We start from the raw sequence: 19,832 nt of genomic DNA, 5'->3' as shown, positions 1-19,832 counted from the left end.
TGCATCCGGACGGCGAAGGTCGCCAAGGCAGTGTCCGGCCACAAGCAACTTCTAAACTCGGCCGGACTCTCATTGGAGAGTCGTCATGTCGGAACAATCTTTTGCAACGCCGTCCTTGCCGTTCGTACGTGTAGAAACCTGCGACGGAATACACGCCGCTGTCGCCTTTGAGGTGATGCGTGATCACTATGGGGTTTATGCTGCGACAGCCGCGGCATGGTGCGCCATAGAAGCACGTGGCGACGGTAAGGATGACCATTATCGTTTCTGGTTTGGTCTTTTTTGCGATCTTCGCAAGGCGTCCCCGGTCTTCTCTCTTCAGTTGCCACCAGCCTTCAAAATTCCAGGAATTTCTGAGCGCTCCGGAATTCCGTCCGCGGAGAACAGGTGTGACTGCCTCTCGGTGCTGCTCAAATCCCGGCATGTCGGAAACGCAATTATTCGCGAAATACGATCAATAATAAAAAACTAATATTGGATTTGGCGCGGCAGCGTAGCCAATGTCTGCCAGCAAATTGCGAAAAATCAATCCATTACGAGGGCGAACGATGAAACGTGGAATCCTGTTTGTTACATTTGTAGCAGCAACCGGCCTGGTCAGATCTGCAGACGCAGAGCAGTTGATCGTCAACAGCTACGGTGGACCTTACGAAGATATCATCCGGGACCGGATCATCGAGCCCTTCGAAAAAGAATTCGGCGTGAAGGTTATCTACGACGCGGTTGGATCCGCGTCGCAAGAATCAATATCCCCGCATCGATCCTGCGGTCCTATCCCGGTATCGGTCGGGTGATCATCGGCTCGCTGATCAACGCGATGGTCGAAGCGGATGGTGCGTTCACGAGGCGAGCGTTGTTCATTTTGGACGAAGTCGATCTGCTTGGCTACATGCGCGTGCTTGAAGAGGCTCGCGATCGCGGTCGCAAGTATGGCGTCAGCATGATGCTGATGTACCAGTCCGTCGGGCAACTGGAACGGCACTTCGGAAAGGACGGCGCGGTCTCATGGATCGACGGCTGCGCTTTCGCGAGCTACGCAGCAATCAAGGCACTGGATACCGCCCGCAACGTCTCAGCCCAATGTGGAGAAATGACCGTCGAAGTCAAAGGCAGTTCTCGCAATCTCGGCTGGGGTACGAAAAACAGTGCGTCGCGGAAATCCGAAAGCATCACTTTCCAGCGCCGCCCGTTGATAATGCCGCACGAAATCACCCAATCGATGCGCAAGGACGAGCAGATCATCATCGTTCAGGGCCACAGTCCGATCCGCTGCGGACGGGCGATCTATTTCAGGCGGAAGGACATGGATAGGCACGCCAGGCCCAACAGGTTTGCCAAGCTGGGACCTTGACGGCTCAGGCGTTTTCTTGCGGACCGTATTCGGCTTCTATTGGCCATTTCGTTGCCTTCATCAGCGCCAGTGCCGCGTCGATCGCCTTCTAGCGCTTCGATCAGGTCGTTGTGTCTCGTTGAAGGATGAGCATGGACACCGAAGAATTGACGATGTGCTAGCTCAACCCGTCCTAATGCTTCTCCAGTGTAGATGACAGATGCTTCTGTATCGTAGTCGTCGCGGCCGCCGCTTCCTCAAAGGGTGCCATTTGCTCCTCCTCTTTCGAAAACGTGCGATGCCTGAACATGGACCGACTGACGATTGAAAGCGAGGACAGCTCGCCATCTGATTTACCGGCTGTGCTCACCTTGACGATCGCGCCCGGACGTACCGTTCAGACCGGGAAGCTTGAGCGTCAGGATGATCGGACACTGCCGAAACCGCAACAGGCATCCATCACAGAAATGAATCGGACGCGACCTCTCGATTCATAAGTCTCGTTGGACCAGATCGCGAGCATCGCCGATCATGCGGGGATGGGAACACACCACTACCAGCTTTATTGCCAGAGGATCGATGCCACCAGGAACATGGCCCGATATTACGCGCTTGCGATCCGGCCAACCCTTTTCGGGGAAATAGCCGTCGTGCGAAGCTGGGGACGGATCGGCAAGGCGGGCGGGGAGATGACCGAGGTGTTCGGCAATGAGAATGATGCGATATCGCGCTTCCTCGAACTGGTACTGCAGAAGCGCAAAAGGGGCTATCAACCGGCAAGAAGCTGTGGAAACCCCTGCAGGAGCGCCACTCTAAGGACAACGCCGCATGACAACGTAACGATCGCCTGAAAGGGTTTTCCCGTCTTTAACGAGGAAACCGTCATGACCACAACCAATGAAATCGCCGAAAAGATCGCATCCGAACAGAACCTGACCAAAGCCCAGGCGAAATCGATCGTCGAAACCGTCTTCGCGTCGATCACGACGGCAGCCACGTCCGGAGCGGAAACATCTATCCCAGGATTCGGCAAGTTCAAGATCAAGGATACCCCGGAGCGTGAGGCTCGCAATCCGGCAACCGGCGCCACCATCAAGGTTGCCGCTGCGAAGAAGCTTACGTTTCAGCCTGCCAAAGCACTGAAAGATGTGCTGAACAAGTGAGCCGCACCGCGGTAAGCGAGGTCATCAGGGGGAGCCACGAAAGCGGCAAACAGCGCAGCGTCATCGGCGCTGCTTGCCATCACGCTTAAGCTGATCTCGATCTCGATGGCAATCGGACGGTGGTGGCAGCATTGCGGGTGTATGCCACCCTCAGAAGGGCGGCACGGCGTCAACGGAACCGTCCTGCTCGGCCATGATAACGGCCAGTTCGGCCAGAGCCAGTTCCAGCTCCGCGGCAATCTGGCGACGCTCGTCTGGGTGGCAATGGTTCATCTCGGCGCGCAGTTCTTCGATATGTTGTTCCAGTAGCATCGTCATCTCCTTGACGTTTGAGAAAGATGACGCCGCGGGGCGTGAGGAAATGACGGGGTCAGGGATCGCGTCGGCGACCGCCAGAGGCGGCGAGTGGGGTGCCGGTTTTGTTGAAGCGCAGGGAACCGGAGCGGAAGCAAAATCGGGGGGCCACGCGAAGTCCTTGAGGCCGGCATTTACTCGCGGCACGATTGGTCACTCTGAGCAGACCCCGCCTCTCCGTATCGCGACCAGAAGAAGAAGCGGGCTAGATGCCCGGTTCCTTGTTGGTTTGAACAAGGGAAAAGCCCCGCCGTTTCCGGCAGGGCTTCGTCTTTGATCAGGCGTCGCGCTTCGGGCGGTTCCAGACCAACGTATAGTCGCCTTCCCTCTCGGTCGGCCAAAGTGCCGCATTGATCGGGGCCGGAAAGCTCGGATCGTCGAGCTTGACCGAGATGTAGGGCTCTCCGTCGCCGGAAACCTGGCTCCAGGCGGCGCCGACTTCGGCCGCTCCAGACATGATCCGGAAGTCGGGAGCGTCGCGGGATGTGCGTTCGATCGGGTTCAGGCGGGCCTTCATGGAGACCGTCAGAGTGCGTACGTGGCCGAGGATGGTGTTGCCGTTGGTGGTGAATTCGCCGATGATTGCCATTGTCGTGATCCTTTCGGTTTGATCGGGCCGCGACCATCGCGTCCTCGATGACTGTCGATTTGATCGGGACGATCGGACCGCATCCTTAAGGGACCGGAATGCAATGGGGGGCGGCGGGAGACGGCTTTCTTGGACCGCGAGGAATGCGAACGCAGGTCGCAGGGGAAGAAAGGTGGCGATGCCGTTGCGGGAGAACGATCGAGGCGCAGCCGCTCTTCGATCAGACATGTCAAATCGAGGCCGCGTTGGCCGCGCCCACTTCCTATGCCCGAATGGATGGCAGCAATGGCCACATCGATCGTTTGGGCATTGCCGGGCCAATGCGACAAGTCCGGTGAGCGTCGCCGAACTTTCCTTCTCGATGGCGGCTCCGGTTTTCAATCGGGCACATGTCGCCCATGCTTGCTCGTATCCGCAAGAATGACCTGTTGCTGATGCAGGACGCATTATGGCCAGTCGCAGCAAAACTGGCTCGCGCCCGCACGGAACAAGATCGCCTTCGCTTTCCTCCCGAACGGTCAATCCGCGCTGCCCGGATTCAGATTTTGGGAGCAGCACCAAAGGACGCTCCAAAAAGAGAGGAGCGCTATGACACTGCCTCCCTCGTCGCGGAGGCATCCGCCCTTGGCTGAAGACCGTGGAGATAATTGACCGCCCGCTGCGCATGCGCGGCCGCCTGGAAAATTGCCCGTTTGTCGTTGGCCAGCACCGAGAGCCATGACTGCAGATAGGACGCGTGATCCGGCCGCGGCTCAAGTTCCGGCGCGATACCGAGGTCAGCGCAGAGGAAGCAACTGCCAAGTTCGGCAATGAGTTCTTCCCGCGCCCGCTCCGTCCGGTCCTTGGCATAGCGCGACAGGTCACGTCCCACGCGATGTTCTGCCGCCGTCCAGTGGGTCGCCTCATGGCTGAGGACTGCCGCATACCCGGCGGCATCGCGGAAGGCTTCGAACGGTGGCATCTGGATATAGTCCATGGCCGGAGAATAGTATGCCTGGTTGCCGCCGTGCCGAATGACTGCGCCGGTATTGCGGAAGAACTCGTCCGCGTGACCGATGCGCTCGATCGGGCTCAGGAGCGGTTCGGGTACGCCATGATAGTGGTCAGGCAGGCCGTCGATCTGCGCCACGTTGAACACCGTGTACGATTTAAGGAACGGAATATCGCGCTCCACCTCGCCGCCATTGCTGTCGGTCTCCGACTTGGTGAAGCGGCTTGCGTAGATGACCGTCGTTCCGGTCTCGCCCTTGCGAACAGCTCCATCCAGCTGCAAGGCCTGTTTGAACGTCATCCATGTCGGCGAGACATAGCCCCTCGCTGTGCTCTCCGACCACAACAGCAGCACGTTGAGACCGCTATAGGCTTCGCCGTTGTGGCGCAGCGGCCGGGTGATCCGTCCGGTCGTGTTTGCGGCCGACCAGGGCTTCATCCACGGACGGACGCCTTTTTCCAGATCCGCAACGATCCTGTCGGTGATCCCCGCATAGAGATCGGCGCGCTCGCCCTGCCCTTTTCTTTTCATATCCTTGAACCTCCGTTTTCGGAGGTCGCGACCATCGCGACCCCGTCACGTCGGTCAAAAGCCGGGCAGATCAGGGATGAGCGCACGCGGAACGCGCCGTAACAACGTGAAGGAGGGCGAAGCCCTTGCGCGAGACCCTCGGCCCGGCAGACCGAAGGCGGGACGGGGTAGCAATGGACAGATTACCGATCTTCATCCGCAGCCAATGCGAGGGCTTCGCCAGCAAGACCACTTTCTGCCGCACGGCAGCGGACGGAATCTTAGCAACGGCGCGGTTGAGGTTGGGACCTTCTGTCGACGCATTGAAGTCGCGTCCCGTCGTAGATTCGAGGTGGTGGCCGGCACAGGCCCTCGTGACTTCGAGCTGACGAGAACAGGACACCTTCGTCGACGTGAACAAAGGCGGGGCCGGAGCCCCGCCGTGATGGATGTTATTCGAAGGCTGACAGCTGGACTGCTGCCGCCTTGCGGTCGAGCGTCTGGCCGGGATTTTCGACCGGCCGGTCGAAGGGTTTCCATGTTTCGCCCACCACCTGCTCATAGGCTGCGACAGCGCCGACGGCCGCCATTCTGAGCGCATGTGCCTGGATGCCCATGTCGGCTGCGAATTCGCGCTTGCGCTGGGCGGCGCTCTCATAGCCGACCGGACCGTCGAGATCCTCGTCGCGGGCATCCGCAGCGCTCTTGGCGGTGGCGTTCCGCGCCTCGGTGACGGCGCGGGAGTAGAACTGGCCGGCGCCATGGGCCGATCCGACATAGGCCCCGACGATGCGCTGCAGATGGATCTGCATCGCCCGGTCGCCAAGGCCATCGGAAAGTGCGGTGGCGGTTTCGACGATCAGGCGCTCGTGCATGTCACGGATGCCGTCGCTGTCGACAATGGCGGTCCCGAAGCTTTCGGCGATCCGAAGCGCCTGTGCTTCATCGGGGCATGAAAGGCGGACCATTTCTAGGGTGGCGCCTCTGCGCAGCGGCACGACGCGGGCGGATTGGCGGATTGATTGACGGGATTGGGTTGCTGACTTTGCCATGGTGGTCTCCTTTGCTTCGCCGAAGTGTCGGCCCCCTGGCCGTTCTGTCCTTCGGTGCGGTCGAAAGGAACAGGCGCAATCCGGGCGGATCAGGGCCCGGGCAGGCCAGATCGAGCGAAGCAGGCAGGCGGTCAAGCAGGGGTGACAAGCCCTTGCGAAGCCCGCGTGCCTGCTTTGTCGAGAGCGGCATGACCGGCCGCCCCGCGGCGCGACAGCGGCCTTGAACCGAACGGGCGCCGGTTCAGACGCCACGAAACCGAAGGACGGAACGGCCAGAGGCAAACCTCGGATGCTGAAGCTGAGAGGAAACCACGCTAGACCTGCGCCAGGCCGCGCCGATCCAACGTCCAAGCCGCAGCTTGCCCAGTCATCACAACCGCCGACGTCACTATCGGCTCGTGGTCCCGTTTGGCCTGAGCCACCCGGCAGATGTGCACGGGCACGCAATGATGCGATTGCATCCTCCTGTCGCGCGAGCGTTCACGAAAGTCCATCGACGGAGGAATTATGCCGCATAACCGAGACAATCGTCCGCAGTGCGCGACCAAATATGTTCCAGCTTCTCGTCGTGCGTCATCACAAGGGAGGGCCTGGATTCGCGTTCGATGACAGCGCTTTGCATGCGTTCGGGCGAGCTCTTGTCGGCCAGGTCGCAATAACCGCGGAAGTGCCAGAGGTACCCGTCGACCGGCAGAGAGAAGAGGATGCTGGTGACCAAACGGGTCGGGAATTCGCGCATGGCGAATATCCCGGCCTTGATCGAGAGCGGCGGCAGTATCTCAAACCTGTAGTCGTGGGATGCGTCGGCGATCTCGAACCATTCGCCACTGTAGAGCGCGCTGTCGTCCCACTCCCATACATGCTCAGCCTCGTTCGGTAATGATCGCGCTGATGTGGCACCCATGGCTGCACGCCAACTCTACTGTTTTCCAAAAAAATGCTGCGGGGGCCCTCGAGGGACGCCAAGCGGCGCGGCTCCCGGGATAGCGAAAAATCACTGAAAATTCCTGCTCTTCACCTTCAGCGTATCGATATGAAGATCAGGCGTGAACATATCCCGCGGGACGACCGGCCTCGGCCGATCGCGAGAGTCCGGCCCACCGCCCCCATGGGCAAACTCATCGCCTCGCCCCGTTGGCAGCCTGAATTCGACATCCCGATCGGCCAGGCCAACGAGATCGCCTGACAGATCGAATAGTTGCTGCGCGACGAGGTGCACGACCTCCCCTTCCCGCTGAATCCGCCCATTGATTGCCATCATCGAGGATCCGAGCACCACCCGCCGGCGCTTCTCGAACAGTGACGGCCAGACGACGATGTTGGCAGGGCCTGTTTCGTCCTCGATGGTGATGAACATGACCCCCTTGGCAGACCCGGGCTTCTGGCGCACCAGCACCAGACCTGCAGTATAAACCCATCGCCCATCCCGAGCATTCATCGCCTCCCCACAGGAGATGATGTTGCGTGCCGACAGGTCCCTGCGCAGGAACGCAACCGGATGCTGCCGTAGCGTCAAGCCCGTATGGCTGTAATCTTCGATGACGTTGTGCCCGTCCGTCATCTGCCGAAGGGCGACCTCCGGCTCCTGCTGCTCAGCAATTGCCGCCATCTCGCGCTCAGTCGCGGCGGCAAACAACGGCAATGGCTCATCACGCAGCGCCTTGATGGCCCAGAGCGCGTCGCGCCTCTCGAGTTCGAGCGATGGCAGAAAGGCATCGGCCTCTGCCAGCTGGACAAGGGCCTCCGTCGGCACGCTGGACCGGCGCCATATGTCATCGACGGATAAGAAAGGACTATTCATGCGTGCCGTCACGATCCGCGCTGCGTCAGCGACAGCCAGTCCCTTCACCTGCCGAAATCCAAGCCGGACAGCATGCCGACCGGTGCTGCCGATTTTTTCCAGCGTGCAGTCCCAGCGCGAGCGGTTGACGCACACGGGTCGCACCTCGACGCCGTGCTTGATCGCATCACCAACGATCTGGGCGGGCGCATAAAAACCCATCGGCTGACTGTTGAGAAGGGCGGCACAAAAGACATCCGGATAATGGCATTTGATGTAGTTCGATGCATAGGCGATCAGCGCAAAAGATGCCGCGTGACTTTCCGGAAAACCGTAGCTGCCGAAACCTTCGAGCTGGGAAAAGGTCTTTTCGGCGAACTCCGCCGAATAACCGTTCTTGACCATGCCGGAGACGAGTTTTTCCTTGAAGCGGGAGACCCCGCCGGTGAACTTGAAGGTCGCCATGGATTTGCGCAGCTGGTCGGCCTCGCCACCGGTAAAACCGGCGCAGACCATGGCGACGCGCATGGCGCTCTCCTGAAACAGCGGCACGCCCAGCGTCTTGCCGAGCACGGCCTCAAGCTCGGGTGTGGGATACTCGACCGGCTCCTTGCCTTCGCGGCGGCGAAGATAGGGGTGCACCATGTCGCCCTGGATAGGACCGGGCCGGACGATCGCCACCTGCACGACCAGATCGTAGAAGGTGCGGGGTTTCAGGCGCGGCAGCATCGCCATCTGGGCGCGGCTTTCGATCTGGAAGGTCCCGAGCGTATCGGCTTTTCTGATCATTGCGTAGGTGGCTGCGTCCTCCTGCTGGATCGTAGACAGATCGAGATCCTCGCCCTTATCCTCACGGATGAGATGAAACGCCTTTGCCATGCAGGTGAGCATGCCGAGTGCGAGCACATCTACCTTCATGAACTTCAGCGCCTCGACGTCATCCTTGTCCCATTCGATGATCTGGCGGTCCTTCATCGTTGCCGGCTCGATCGGTACGAGATCGTCCAGCCGGTCATGGGTGAGGACAAAGCCGCCAGGATGCTGGCCAAGATGTCGCGGCGCCCCCATCAGCTGCTGCGCCAGTTTCAGGGTGAGCGCTAAGCGCCGGTCGTCAGGGTTGAGGTTGAGTTCCCGGATATTTCGGTCGGGCACTTCCTCCGACCAGGACCACATGCCTGATGATAGCGCCTTGATCACGTCTTCCGGCAGGCCGAGCGCCTTGCCGACATCGCGGATCGCTCCCTTGGCACGATACCGCGTAACGGTGGCGCAGAGGGCTGCCTTGTCATGTCGGTAGGTCTTGTAGATCCATTGGATGACCTCCTCGCGCCGTTCATGCTCGAAGTCGACGTCGATATCCGGCGGTTCGTCGCGCTCCTGGCTGACGAAACGCTCGAACAGGAGGTCGTTGGTCGAGGGATCGATAGAGGTAATGCCAAGAATATAGCAGACGGCGCTGTTGGCCGCCGATCCCCTGCCCTGGCAGAGAATACCCTGGCTTCTCGCAAAGCGCACGATCGAAAACACGGTGAGGAAATACGGCGCGTATTTCATGGTGCGGATGAGATCGAGCTCGTGCCGAACGGTCTTTAAAACATCCGGTGGCAGGCCTTCCGGATAACGGTCAGGCGCGCATTCCCAGACATAATGCTCCAGCGAGGCCTGCGCATCCTTGCCCGGCACAATGGCTTCCTCCGGGTACTGGTAGGTCAGTTCCTCAAGCGAGAACTTGCAACGACGCACGATCTCCATGCTTCGTGCCAGGGCCTCCGGATAGCGCGGAAATAGGCGAGCCATTTCTTCCGGAGGCTTCAGATATCGGTCGGCATGACGCTCGCGCTCGAAGCCGACATCGTCGATCGTGGTATTGTGCCTGATGCAGGTGACGATGTCTTGCAACTGCCGCCGACCCGGCTCATGAAACAGCACGTCATTGGTGAAGACGGTTTTGACCCTGAACCGTGCCGCCATATTGGAAATCTCATGGAGCCGCATCTGGTCGTTGGGTCGCCGGCGCAGGCACAGCGATACATAGGCGCGATCACCAAAAACGTGCGCCAACTTGCGAAGCTGCGCGGCGCATGTGGCGTCCGGCAGATCCGGCACCAGAATGCCGATCATGCCTTCCGAGTAAGCCATGACATCGTCCCAGTGCAAAATGCAGTTGTTCTTGCCGCCGCGCGACTTGCCAAGCGTGATGAGCCGGGTCAGGCGCGAATATGCCGGACGATCCATCGGATAGACCAGCAACGACATACCGTCGGCGAGGTCGAGGCGACAGCCAACGACGAGGCGGAGACCCGTCGCGCGGGATGCTTCAAGGGCGCGGACGATGCCTGCGAGCGAATTGCGATCGACGACGCCGATCGCACTGATCCCAAGGAGTTTTGCAGTATCAAACAACTCCTGCGCCGACGAAGCACCACGCAGAAACGAAAAATGTGTCGTGACCTGGAGCTCGGCATAGCTCATGCGAATATCCCGTGGCAGAACCAGCGGTGTGACCCGGTTTCCGGATCAATACCGTCGCCGGAGCGGAACACCCACAAGCGCTCGCCTGCTTCATCCTCGATGACGAAATAGTCGCGTACGGCGTCCATTTCGGCGTCTCGCTGCCACCATTCCCCGAAAATGCGTTCCGGGCCGTCGGCACATTTGACCTTGCGGCGTTTGCCACGCCAGACGATGGAGACTGGGGGCCGGTCCGGCATCAGCGCGATCGCCTCGATCAACTCAGGTCTCGGCAAGAGACGAACGGGGCGGCGCCAATGGCTGACCCAGGCAACGGCGATCGGTTCGGCGACGGGGCTGATGCGCTGGACAGAGCGTTCCGGCACATCGGAGGCGACCGGTGCGACGCGATAGACCCTCTGCCCCCGGTTTCCATAGAGGTCGATCAGCGGCGTGACATCAGTGACCTCATCCTCGACCAGAGCAGAGGCTTTCTGAGCCTCCTCGAGAGGCTCGGCTATCACGGCGAGCAGGATCAGCTTTTCGATCCCGAAGCCTGGCTCGATCTTTTCCGTCCGGTCCCGAAACAGTTTTGTCAGCCAGGCGACATCTCGGGCTGGCCTGGCGGTTCCGGCGCGGATGGCCTGTCTCGTGCCATCGACCTTCTCGACGATCAGGTCGGCACGGCGAATGCCAAGCCCGCGCTTCTGGAGTTCGTCAACGAGTTGGACGACCAGACGGCCAACATATTTATTGATTGTTTCGACTGCCCCGATCGGTTCGGCAAAGGCCTTGGAGACTTCAACCAGCTCTGCGGTCCGGATCGGTTCGATCGGTTCGGCGACACGACAGAGCATCTGGTCGAGACGGCGGCCGACCTCCGGACCGAAGCGCAATGTCAGCGGGGCCCGCGGGGTGTTGGCAAGCTCGCCGATTGTCTGGAAACCGAGAATGCGCAGATCAGAGACGATCTTTGACGGCAGGCGCAGAAGCGAAATCGGCAGTTTTTCGACGGCACGGGCCGTCTCGCCCGGAAGAACGACAATCGTTTCGCGATTGATTGCGCGGGCGCAAGCATGGGCAGCACCCCAGCTGTCGGCAACCGCCACGCGCGCCGTCAGTTTTCGGGCAAGAAACTGGTTGGCGATCTTCGTCACCATCGGCAGTTCACCACCCTGCAGATGATCGGCGCCTTCCGTATCCATGACGATACCATCAATCCCGTCGACGGCGACGATCGGCGAATAGATCGTCAGCGCCCAGAGCGTGATGCGCTCGAGCGCGGCTTGATCGGCTTGCGAATCTGCGTCAACCAGCATCAGGCCGCGAAACAGCGACTGCGCCTTTGCCGCCGCCATGCCGGCATGCACGCCCGCCTTTCTGGCAGCCGGATCGGCGGCAGACACCCATCGCTTCGAACCGCTTCTCGCGATCACGGCGATTGGCTGTTCAGGCGGAATAGACGGATCGGCCCGACGAATGCGATCCGTCGACAGATCCGGAAGATAGATCGAGACGACCCTTGTCATCGCACGCCCTCACGAGAAACTCAGCACACTCACCCGCTTTCACGCGCATCAATTCCAGAAACCATTGAGGCCTGCCCACCCCCGGTACCGGCAACTCCTCTGACGGCATCACGCTGACACGCCATCGCGTGGTCGAGGCCGTCGGCTGCCCAAAGTCATTGGCCTCCGTCTGTCGCCGCCATCGGCGGACCGCGAGCGCCATGGTCCCGGTTCGCTCGGCTGCAAGCTGCAGGCGGCGGGAACTGACCATAGGCAGGCGAACAAGTTCACCGACGACGGCACCAAGTCCGCCGAAGGAAAGGCCCTCCTCCATATTGGCCAGCACATCCTCTTCCTTGTCGGATTCAACAAAGATGACGCGGTCGGGATGCAGACCCACATGGGCAAGAGCTGGAAAAAAAAGATCCGGCCGCGTCAGACACCAGATGACGGGGCCTTTTGTTCTTGCGGCAATGCCGGCAACACAAAGGGCGGCCGCTGCACCATCGACAGTACCGGAGCCACCGCCTGCAAACTCGTGCAGCGCGCCATAGGCGAGGCCCCCGCCAGGCAAGGCCGCATCGATCTCGGAAACGCCAAAAGAAAGTGTTCCGGCCCGCTTCGCGGATACCCCTTCCATCGACGCGATGCGGTCTCGCAAGTCGCAAATCACCCTCTGGCGGGCAGCAGTCATCGTTCACGGCTCCCTTCAAGGTCGTGTTCAAAGGATCGACATTATGTCGTACGGGCTATATGTTCATTGTTTGTTCTCGTAATGCAAAAGAGTCAAGCACCACATGGTTGAGGAATATTATCCCAGTATTAGCAAAGTCGAAGATTCGAAAAGGATTCAAGGAGGTAAGGGGAAACAGAAATTTTTGCAGCCCTTGCGTCCGTCGGGTTCAAAACGGTGGATAGCGGGGATAGATGAACGGCGTCACAATCTTCTTAAGGTTTTCGTGCTGAACTCGTTTGCATGACGAAGCCACCGAGATCAAAGCCGCTCCTTCGTGATACCGAAGCTCCGCTACGGTCAAAGCCGCGTCGGAAGCGCAATCCCGCACAGCCACAGCTGCTGTTTGATCCGATGCCCGATCGCGTCGAGCCGGCGCTCGCCCAACTGAAGGCGCACCCTCCACAAGGCGACCAATGGAGCTGGGAGCTGAAATGGGATGGCTATCGCCTCGCTATCCATATCGAGCCGACAGGGGTCCGCATCCTCACGCGTGGTGGCCATGACTGGACGCACCGGTTTCCGGCGATCGAGCAGGCTGCCCGGGCGCTTGGTCCGGCAACGATGATCATTGATGGCGAGGCGGTTGTGCTTGACGATGAAGGGCGGCCGGATTTCGGGCTGCTGCAGAAATCGTTGGGTGCGTCTGGAAAGACGGCTGGCAACCGAGCTTCGGACGCCATCCTCTACGCGTTCGATCTTACTTATCTCGACGGCCATGACCTGCGCAACGTGGAGTACCGTTCGCGCCGGCATCTTCTCGAGGATACGCTGAAGGGGCACGACGGCGCGATCCGCCTTTCGGAAACCATTGACGCCGATCCCGCGATCCTGCTGGAACATGTTGGCAGCCTTGGCCTCGAGGGCATCGTCGGCAAGCAATTGGATCAACCCTATCGCTCCGGCCGGACCGGCGACTGGGTCAAGATCAAGTGCGTTAAGAGCGAAGCCTTCATGGTTGTTGGCTACGAGCCATCGACGGCATCGTCCGGCGGCTTCGGCTCTCTGGTGCTTGCTGCCTATCGCGGTGACGAGCTCGTTCATGTCGGGAACGTCGGGACGGGCTTCAAGCAAGCCGAGATGAACAGGCTGCGCAAGATGCTTGACAAGCTGCGCTGGAAACGGAAGAAGCCGCCTGTTTCCTATGCCGAAAAGGCAGACATCGTTTGGGTCGAGCCGACTTTGATTGCCGAGATCGAGTTTCGGGCCTGGACGGCGGACGGCAAGCTACGCCATGCCTCCTACAAAGGCTTGCGGGAACAGCAAGACAATGCCGACGTTTACAAGCTCGACTAGCGACGCAGGCGGAACTCACCACACAACTGCATTCGGTCGCAACGGAGGAATTGCTGCCATGTGCAATCTACATCGGATGGAAGACAAGGACTGGGTCTCCAAATGGGCTCAGGACGCCGAAAGCCTGATCAACCTGATGCCAGCCTATCAGATGAACCCCGACCAAATGGGGCCGATCGTGCGCAACACGGCGGACGGCAAGAAGCAGCTTGTGCATGCGCGATGGGGATTACCGTCCCCTCGCTTCGCCTTGGAGAAAGCGGCCAAAGCCAAGGCCGAGAAGCTCGCGGCCAAGGGCAAGCCATTTGATCTCGAGGAGCTGATCCGCATGGAGGCCGACCGCGGCACGACAAACGTGCGTAAGCTCAATTTCCCGCACTGGACGCGATGGTTCGACGTCGAACACAGATGCCTTGTCCCAGTCACCAGTTTCGCCGAACCGGATCCGGCGAGCAGAGAGGAAGGCGGCAATGTGCCCAATGCCTGGTTTGCCCGCGATGACGAGAAATCTTTGATGTTTTTTGCCGGCATCCATGTGCCGCAATGGCAAAGCGTCCGAAAGGTTCGGGACGGGCTCACGACCGACGATCTCTATGGTTTTCTGACCACAGACCCCAACGATCTCGTGAAACCGATCCATGAGAAAGCCATGCCGGTTCTGTTGCTGACGAAGGAGGACACGGACATCTGGATGCGGGCGCCGTGGGAGGAGGCAAAACATCTTGTCCGCCCGCTTCAGAACGATGCGTTGATTATTTCGTCGCGAGAACCGTACGGGACCACCGTCGTGTCGAAATCGGGCGAACCGGTTGACCAAGACTGATTTGTGTAGTGTCTGATCAGGCGGCACTGGCGCCGAGAGGCCGTGGCTGCTCGTATCCCTTTACTGGCACCTGTTACAAGGACGATAGATCGAGACGGCATTTGTGAAGAACTCCCTTAAATAGCTGCTAGCTGGACAGGTCGTGGAGATCGGTAGTGATCGCCGCACCGACTGAAAACTCCGAAAACCGGACATCCAGTCCGCCACGCTCAGGCGTACATGCAGTCAACCCAACGAAATAATGGGGAACTTTAGGAAACGGAGCAAGCCGCAGCAACGGCCATATGCTACTATTGGAGGATGCCTGAATACGCATCGTGCCTTCCTTCAATGTGATCCGGATATAGAAATCTTCAAGTTCCTTGAAGGGCTGGGACACTGACCAGTCGGATTTTCCATCGGTGATGACTGTGCTGAGAAACCGTTCGCCATCTGTAAACTCAACGCCTGACTTCACCCATCGATTTTCATCAATGCGCACCATAAGACCGGCCTGATCGTAGAGAGACCGGAATTCGCCTTGGACACGGACACTCGCTGTGAAACCATCCACGACCGTTACGCCTAGGAAATGGCCACTGTCGCGCGTGAAGCCGTAATGCGTTTCACGCCAGAAGTCAGTGTTTGCTTCGGTGGTTAAAGAGAGACCCGTCTCGGTGGCTTCCCACACTACAGGTTTATTCAGCCACTCGGCTTCTTTGAGATTAACGTCCACGGCACTGTCTCCGGAATTGCCCTTGCATCACTGCTGGTGGGGCTATTGCCCGACTCAACGGATACCCGTGATCATAAACTCGGTAAAGTGAGTGTTGGCCTGCTGCCAGTTTCGTGGACACCAAGTTAAGGTGCTTCCAACGAAACTGGAGTGCATAAATGCAATGAAGGAAGTCCAGCCGCGAGTACAAGCTTGAGGCAGTGAAGTTCGTTAGGGAGCGTGAGGCCACACCGTCACCGAAGCGCTCGGCAAAAATCTTTCGATGGCAGTTGGTAGCACTATAGACAAAGCGCCTGACGGTCAGATGCAATTCGATCCGTCGAGCCATACACGGCAGATCACCGATCACCGGAGAGGAACGGCTATGAACTCGACGGGAAACGGTCCCGCAGTGGGGACATATGGAGTCCGTTGACCCGGCGGACGCAGTGACAACGATCGCGTCGGTGGCATCATGCACCGATTCAACGTTCAAACCGGCCGGGATCAGGTCGGAAGTCGAAACTGGGCTCGCATGGCGCTGATTCTCCTTCGAAAATCACACCAATTGAATCCGAAACATCATCGAGAATGAGTCAGTGCCCAAAAAGATCCCGCGGCCATAGTCGCGACGCGCTGCGTGAAGGACAATGTATTGCGAAGATTGCCAGACATGTTCGTCACCCCTCTGGCATAAACTATGCCACGCAAACGATTTCCGATTGCGTGGCATAGTCCTTGATTGGCGGCGGGGATATCCCCCGCCGATGCTCATGTCGTTGACCGATCGCCGATCAAAACTCCTGCCAGTCGTCCTTTGACGTATCGACAGCAGCGTTACCGGAGAATGCGGATGCAAGCTTGCGGCCAAGCGCGCGTACGGGGGATGCCACGTATCTGTCGTTGCCGCCGGCATTGCGAACCGGAGCGGGCTGGCTCTTCTGCTGATAGGCGGTATCGGCGAGCTTGAACTGCGCGAGAAGCTGGTTGAGCGAAGCTACCTCCTTGGCCAGATTGTGGCTGGCGGCGTTGGTCTCTTCCACCATGGCAGCATTTTTCTGCGTGTCCTGGTCCATCTGGTTGACCGCGGTATTGATCTGCTGGAGGCCGGAGGATTGCTCCTGCGCGGATTCCACGATGGAAACGACGTGCCGGTTGATTTCCTGCACTTCCGATACGATCGTCGCCAGTGCCTTGCCGGTGTCGCCCACCAGCTGAACGCCCTGCTGCACCTGATCGTTCGAGGTGGTGATCAGCGCCTTGATTTCCTTGGCCGCATTGGCGGAGCGTTGCGCCAGTTCGCGCACTTCCTGCGCGACGACGGCAAAGCCCTTGCCCGCCTCACCCGCACGCGCAGCTTCCACGCCGGCATTGAGCGCAAGAAGGTTGGTCTGGAAGGCGATTTCGTCGATCACGCCGATGATGTTGCTGATCTCGTTGGCGGATTTGGAGATCTGCTCCATGGCGACCACGGCGCGGCGTACCACCTCGCCGGATTGTTCGGCACCTGCCTTGGCGCGGCTGACGATCAGGCCGGCCTCCTGCGCGCGCTTGGTGGAATCCTTCACTGTCGTGGTGATTTCTTCCAGAGCGGCAGCGGTTTCTTCCACGGCTGCTGCCTGCTGTTCGGTACGCTTGGCCAGATCGTCGGCGGCCGATTTGATCTCGTTTGCACCCGCGCCGATGCCACCGGCATTCTGCGCAACCCGGGTCAATGCCGATTGTAGCTTTTCGGCGGACATGTTGAAGTCGTTACGAACGCCGTCAAGTGTGGCCGTGAACGGCTGGCCGATGCGGTATGACACATCGCCATCCGAAAGCTTCGAAAGACCGGTCGCCAGATTGTCGACGGCAAATTTGACGTCGGCAGCTTCCTTGGCCTTCTGCTGCTCGCGCGCGATGCGTTCCTTTTCCGAAAGGCTGCGATTGGCTTCGGTTTCCTGTTCAAGGCGGATGCGCTCGATCGCACTCTCGCGGAACACCTGAACGGCAACCGCCATCTGGCCGACTTCGTCCTTGCGGTCCATGCCATCGATCTCGGCTGCCGTATCGCCGCCTGCCAGCGACACCATACGCTCCCGCAGCCGGGCAATCGGCGTTGTGATGCCACGCGAGGCCACGAACAGCGCGAGAATGATGCCGGCTGCAAAGCTGATGCCAACCACAACAAGCGAGGTCAGGATCGTGGAATTCGTCTGATCCGTCAGATCGTCGCTGCCTGTCGCAACACCCTTGGCAAGCTTGTCCAGCAACGAGCCTATTTCGTTTCCGGCCGCGCGAATTTGCCCATCAGCCTTCAGGAGTTCCGCCGCGGCCTCCTGATTACGATTAGCGGAGCCAAGCTCGACGGCCTTATCCGTGCTTGTGATGATGCTCTGAGATTGTTTGAGCAGCTTGTCGATTGTGGCCGTCTCTTCCGGGAATATGGCCTTGACGTTGTTCAATCGCGAGATCAGTTCGCCTTTGTCGGTGTTATACTCGCCTTTGGCGACGGCGAAATCCGGAATGGAGGTGTCATATGCCATTACCTGATAAGCACCGTAAGCCACCGCCTGAAGATTGCGGTTGGCACGAGAAAGCTCGACAAGCGCGGCATTATCGCTGGCAATGAACTCTGAATAGAGCGTGTCCGCGTTTTTGTAACGGGCGGACATATATACTGTTGCACCCAGACCGATGATGCAGAGCGGTAGAATGAGCGACAGAATTTTGGTGCGGATACTGGCATTCTGGAGAAATGACACGGATAACCTCAGGGCATGAATACCGCTCCTTCCCCGTGCCGGAGGTGTTCGGCAAGACTGACATTGCACGTCGCGTACCTCGATCATCAAGGCTTCGGTAGCCGCATCATCGGCTCTGATCGCAACTGCATCATGCATGCGCCGAAAAACGCCGGCCTGCCCCTTCAAATACGGGCAGGTCACCATTCCGCGGGCGACACGACATCCCCGCCAACAGGCGGAAACGCCGGGCCACTTTTCGCAAAACACGGGCAAGAACCGATTGTTCCACGGCCGTGCTTCGCTCGTTTTCTTGCGATTAGTTATAGTTAAATACTTTACAATTTCTTCATGCCCAAACGGGCGCAGGAGATACCAATATCTGAAAGATCAGCTTGCGATTAGCCATCCCACCACGGATAAGCCCGACTTGCGGGATGGTGATGCAGGCCACATTCACATATTGGCAGCGCAAGGCTTAAAGAAACCTGCGAACAAGGGCTGTACGGCGGTTACGAGTGTACGCTTCGATGAAGCTGCAGGCCCGCTCGTTTCAAACTGTCCAGCGAATGCTGCGCCATCGCGTGTCGTCAAGGACGTCGCCGCTGAATGCATCAACTCTTTGAAATCGTCCAGGCCCACGTCATCGGCGCGCATGACTGAACGGATCAGTGGATCTGCGAAAATCTCGGCGAGCGTCATCTCGTCTATCGTCTGTCTCATCTCAGTCTCCTTTCGATAATTCCTAAGCTGTGAAAGCGGGCGATTGCTTGACGGGCTCGCGCCAAGGTGTTACCGGTAAGTAACTTTTGTGATAGTTACCGATCGGTAACACGCATGTCAACACCGCTTGAGGGTAAAAATTAAACTCATGAAATCCGAGACATCTGATCGTGCTTCTGAGCAGAAAATCGCACCTCGTGACCGGATTGTGTCAACGGCCTGCCAACTGTTTCGTGAACATGGGATACGCGGCATCGGTGTTGATGCCATTGCCGAAGCCGCCTCGACCAACAAGATGACCTTATACCGACATTTTGGTTCCAAGGACGATCTTGTGTGTGAAGCGCTCAAGCACAGTTCTCGAACGCTCGATAAAGCCTGGGAAGATCTCGAAAAAGAGAGCCCGGGCGACCCGAGGGCTCAACTCACGGCATGGGTTAAAGCGCGCGCACAATGTCTTTCCAGCGAGCCCTATGGATGCGATTTGGCCAATGCTGCGGTAGAGTTGAAAGAGCAAGGGCACCCTGCACATGCGATAATAGAAACGTTGAAGATGGAACAGCATTCCCGGCTTGCCGATCTTTGTCGTTCGACAGGTGTAAGCGATCCTGAACTTTTGGCTGATACGCTATCCATGCTGTTAGAGGGAGCACGCGTCAGCAAACTTGCCGCCGGCAAAGAAGGTCCGTCGATGCGGTTTACGCGTGCGTGTGAAGCTGCGATGGTCTCGTTTGGTCTAGGTGCACAGGCTTCTGCCTGATCCTGCTGGTGCAAGAAGGAAGTGCTACTGAAGGCAGTGAACGTTAACCGGGCGTCGAATAAGGCTATATGACCAGACTTGCCCGCGATCCTCTTTATCGTCGCCACCGATTTCCACCTGACGTGATTGCCCATACCGTTTAGCTCTATGTCCGGTTTCCGCTCAGTCTGCGAATGGCCGAGGATGTGCTGGCAGCTCGTGGGGTCATCGTCTCTCGTCAGACCGTGAGACTTAGGGCTGAGAAATTCGACAGGCACTTTGCCAATGAAATCCGGAAGCGATCGATCGACAAGCTCGGCGACAAATGGCTGTTGGTTATCGCACGAATATGATCCATTCTTCCATTTCGAAA

18 protein-coding genes and 3 pseudogenes are annotated in these 19,832 nt (G+C 58.8%); 9 read left to right on the top strand and 12 right to left on the bottom strand.

Annotated elements, in window-relative coordinates; all coding sequences use genetic code 11:
* Window positions 1-85 precede the first annotated feature (85 nt).
* The 5 genes and pseudogenes from J5276_RS26865 (at window position 86) to J5276_RS26845 (ending at window position 2,493) form a co-directional block, all read left to right on the top strand.
* Entirely contained in the window at window positions 86-472 is a 387-nt protein-coding gene (locus J5276_RS26865) for a hypothetical protein (RefSeq protein ID WP_003517325.1), read from the top strand.
* Between the two features lie 76 nt (window positions 473-548).
* Window positions 549-743, top strand: a pseudogene (locus J5276_RS26860) (ABC transporter substrate-binding protein); the annotation flags it as partial.
* A pseudogene (locus J5276_RS26855) lies at window positions 743-1,351 on the top strand (type IV secretory system conjugative DNA transfer family protein); the annotation flags it as partial. The pseudogenes J5276_RS26860 and J5276_RS26855, both read left to right, overlap by 1 nt.
* Window positions 1,352-1,869: 518 nt before the next feature.
* Entirely contained in the window at window positions 1,870-2,181 is a 312-nt protein-coding gene (locus J5276_RS26850) for a WGR domain-containing protein (RefSeq protein ID WP_031234211.1), read from the top strand.
* A 33-nt stretch (window positions 2,182-2,214) separates the two neighbouring features.
* Window positions 2,215-2,493: an HU family DNA-binding protein gene (locus J5276_RS26845; RefSeq protein ID WP_003517400.1), complete on the top strand. Its 279-nt coding sequence runs from the start codon at window positions 2,215-2,217 to the stop codon at window positions 2,491-2,493.
* Window positions 2,494-2,643: 150 nt separating this feature from the next.
* On the opposite strand, the gene J5276_RS26840 is transcribed toward J5276_RS26845, so the two are convergent.
* The 8 genes from J5276_RS26840 to J5276_RS26805 form a co-directional block, all read right to left on the bottom strand.
* Window positions 2,644-2,805: a hypothetical protein gene (locus J5276_RS26840; protein ID WP_019565695.1), complete on the bottom strand. Its 162-nt coding sequence runs from the start codon at window positions 2,803-2,805 to the stop codon at window positions 2,644-2,646.
* 319 nt (window positions 2,806-3,124) lie between these two features.
* Window positions 3,125-3,436 (bottom strand): DUF736 domain-containing protein, encoded by a 312-nt coding sequence (locus J5276_RS26835; protein WP_003517402.1) that lies wholly within the window; start codon window positions 3,434-3,436, stop codon window positions 3,125-3,127.
* A gap of 586 nt (window positions 3,437-4,022) precedes the next feature.
* Window positions 4,023-4,958 carry an ArdC family protein gene (locus tag J5276_RS26830; protein ID WP_065687557.1) on the bottom strand — a complete coding sequence of 312 codons (936 nt, stop codon included), beginning with the start codon at window positions 4,956-4,958 and terminating at the stop codon, window positions 4,023-4,025.
* 431 nt (window positions 4,959-5,389) lie between these two features.
* Entirely contained in the window at window positions 5,390-5,989 is a 600-nt protein-coding gene (locus J5276_RS26825; protein ID WP_025591403.1) for a hypothetical protein, read from the bottom strand.
* Between the two features lie 505 nt (window positions 5,990-6,494).
* A complete protein-coding gene (locus J5276_RS26820) occupies window positions 6,495-6,893 on the bottom strand; it encodes a DUF1419 domain-containing protein (protein WP_065687556.1) in 399 nt (132 codons plus the stop codon).
* Window positions 6,894-6,983: 90 nt separating this feature from the next.
* Complete coding sequence (locus tag J5276_RS26815) at window positions 6,984-10,241, bottom strand: error-prone DNA polymerase (protein WP_065687555.1); 3,258 nt, start codon at window positions 10,239-10,241, stop codon at window positions 6,984-6,986.
* Complete coding sequence (locus J5276_RS26810; RefSeq protein ID WP_065687554.1) at window positions 10,238-11,749, bottom strand: DNA polymerase Y family protein; 1,512 nt, start codon at window positions 11,747-11,749, stop codon at window positions 10,238-10,240. Before J5276_RS26810 ends, J5276_RS26815 begins: the two co-directional genes overlap by 4 nt.
* Window positions 11,670-12,422, bottom strand: coding sequence for an ImuA family protein (locus tag J5276_RS26805; RefSeq protein ID WP_065687553.1), 753 nt, complete (start codon window positions 12,420-12,422; stop codon window positions 11,670-11,672). The genes J5276_RS26810 and J5276_RS26805 overlap by 80 nt, the downstream gene beginning before the upstream one ends.
* Window positions 12,423-12,704: 282 nt before the next feature.
* Here J5276_RS26805 and ligD point away from each other — a divergent pair, with 282 nt between their 5' ends.
* Together ligD and J5276_RS26795 are read left to right on the top strand one after the other, a co-directional pair.
* Window positions 12,705-13,757 carry a non-homologous end-joining DNA ligase gene (ligD, locus tag J5276_RS26800; protein ID WP_209159926.1) on the top strand — a complete coding sequence of 351 codons (1,053 nt, stop codon included), beginning with the start codon at window positions 12,705-12,707 and terminating at the stop codon, window positions 13,755-13,757.
* Window positions 13,758-13,815: 58 nt separating this feature from the next.
* Window positions 13,816-14,580 carry an SOS response-associated peptidase family protein gene (locus J5276_RS26795; protein WP_209159962.1) on the top strand — a complete coding sequence of 255 codons (765 nt, stop codon included), beginning with the start codon at window positions 13,816-13,818 and terminating at the stop codon, window positions 14,578-14,580.
* 127 nt (window positions 14,581-14,707) lie between these two features.
* Here J5276_RS26795 and J5276_RS26790 read toward each other — a convergent pair whose 3' ends face one another.
* The 4 genes from J5276_RS26790 to J5276_RS26775 form a co-directional block, all read right to left on the bottom strand.
* The gene (locus J5276_RS26790) at window positions 14,708-15,295 is read right to left on the bottom strand and encodes a DUF1349 domain-containing protein (protein ID WP_209159925.1); all 588 of its coding nucleotides are present in this window, start codon (window positions 15,293-15,295) and stop codon (window positions 14,708-14,710) included.
* Window positions 15,285-15,644: a hypothetical protein gene (locus J5276_RS30850; protein ID WP_370647645.1), complete on the bottom strand. Its 360-nt coding sequence runs from the start codon at window positions 15,642-15,644 to the stop codon at window positions 15,285-15,287. The genes J5276_RS26790 and J5276_RS30850 overlap by 11 nt, the downstream gene beginning before the upstream one ends.
* A 424-nt stretch (window positions 15,645-16,068) precedes the next feature.
* Window positions 16,069-18,018: a methyl-accepting chemotaxis protein gene (locus J5276_RS26780; protein WP_219256758.1), complete on the bottom strand. Its 1,950-nt coding sequence runs from the start codon at window positions 18,016-18,018 to the stop codon at window positions 16,069-16,071.
* A 435-nt stretch (window positions 18,019-18,453) separates the two neighbouring features.
* On the bottom strand, window positions 18,454-18,720 hold the full coding sequence (locus tag J5276_RS26775; RefSeq protein ID WP_038496670.1) for a hypothetical protein: 267 nt from the start codon (window positions 18,718-18,720) through the stop codon (window positions 18,454-18,456).
* 148 nt (window positions 18,721-18,868) lie between these two features.
* Between J5276_RS26775 and J5276_RS26770 the strand changes: the two genes are divergently transcribed.
* Window positions 18,869-19,480: a TetR/AcrR family transcriptional regulator gene (locus tag J5276_RS26770; protein ID WP_112650655.1), complete on the top strand. Its 612-nt coding sequence runs from the start codon at window positions 18,869-18,871 to the stop codon at window positions 19,478-19,480.
* 68 nt (window positions 19,481-19,548) lie between these two features.
* Window positions 19,549-19,794: pseudogene (locus J5276_RS30575) on the top strand (IS6 family transposase); the annotation flags it as partial.
* Between the last annotated feature and the right edge of the window lie 38 nt (window positions 19,795-19,832).

Origin of the sequence: Agrobacterium sp. S7/73, from assembly GCF_019355535.1 — a bacterium.
Taxonomy (GTDB): domain Bacteria; phylum Pseudomonadota; class Alphaproteobacteria; order Rhizobiales; family Rhizobiaceae; genus Agrobacterium; species Agrobacterium tumefaciens.
This window is presented reverse-complemented; position numbering and strand designations above follow the sequence as displayed.

Bases quoted from the DNA above. Each gene is read 5' to 3' on its own strand.
- J5276_RS26805 (WP_065687553.1), bottom strand. From the start codon at position 12,422: ATGACTGCTGCCCGCCAGAGGGTGATTTGCGACTTGCGAGACCGCATC.
- J5276_RS26820 (WP_065687556.1), bottom strand. From the start codon at position 6,893: ATGGGTGCCACATCAGCGCGATCATTACCGAACGAGGCTGAGCATGTA.
- ligD (WP_209159926.1), top strand. From the start codon at position 12,705: ATGACGAAGCCACCGAGATCAAAGCCGCTCCTTCGTGATACCGAAGCT.
- J5276_RS26845 (WP_003517400.1), top strand. From the start codon at position 2,215: ATGACCACAACCAATGAAATCGCCGAAAAGATCGCATCCGAACAGAAC.
- J5276_RS26850 (WP_031234211.1), top strand. From the start codon at position 1,870: ATGGGAACACACCACTACCAGCTTTATTGCCAGAGGATCGATGCCACC.
- J5276_RS26840 (WP_019565695.1), bottom strand. From the start codon at position 2,805: ATGCTACTGGAACAACATATCGAAGAACTGCGCGCCGAGATGAACCAT.
- J5276_RS26835 (WP_003517402.1), bottom strand. From the start codon at position 3,436: ATGGCAATCATCGGCGAATTCACCACCAACGGCAACACCATCCTCGGC.
- J5276_RS26865 (WP_003517325.1), top strand. From the start codon at position 86: ATGTCGGAACAATCTTTTGCAACGCCGTCCTTGCCGTTCGTACGTGTA.
- J5276_RS26770 (WP_112650655.1), top strand. From the start codon at position 18,869: ATGAAATCCGAGACATCTGATCGTGCTTCTGAGCAGAAAATCGCACCT.
- J5276_RS26795 (WP_209159962.1), top strand. From the start codon at position 13,816: ATGTGCAATCTACATCGGATGGAAGACAAGGACTGGGTCTCCAAATGG.
- J5276_RS26810 (WP_065687554.1), bottom strand. From the start codon at position 11,749: ATGACAAGGGTCGTCTCGATCTATCTTCCGGATCTGTCGACGGATCGC.
- J5276_RS26830 (WP_065687557.1), bottom strand. From the start codon at position 4,958: ATGAAAAGAAAAGGGCAGGGCGAGCGCGCCGATCTCTATGCGGGGATC.
- J5276_RS26815 (WP_065687555.1), bottom strand. From the start codon at position 10,241: ATGAGCTATGCCGAGCTCCAGGTCACGACACATTTTTCGTTTCTGCGT.
- J5276_RS26825 (WP_025591403.1), bottom strand. From the start codon at position 5,989: ATGGCAAAGTCAGCAACCCAATCCCGTCAATCAATCCGCCAATCCGCC.
- J5276_RS26775 (WP_038496670.1), bottom strand. From the start codon at position 18,720: ATGAGACAGACGATAGACGAGATGACGCTCGCCGAGATTTTCGCAGAT.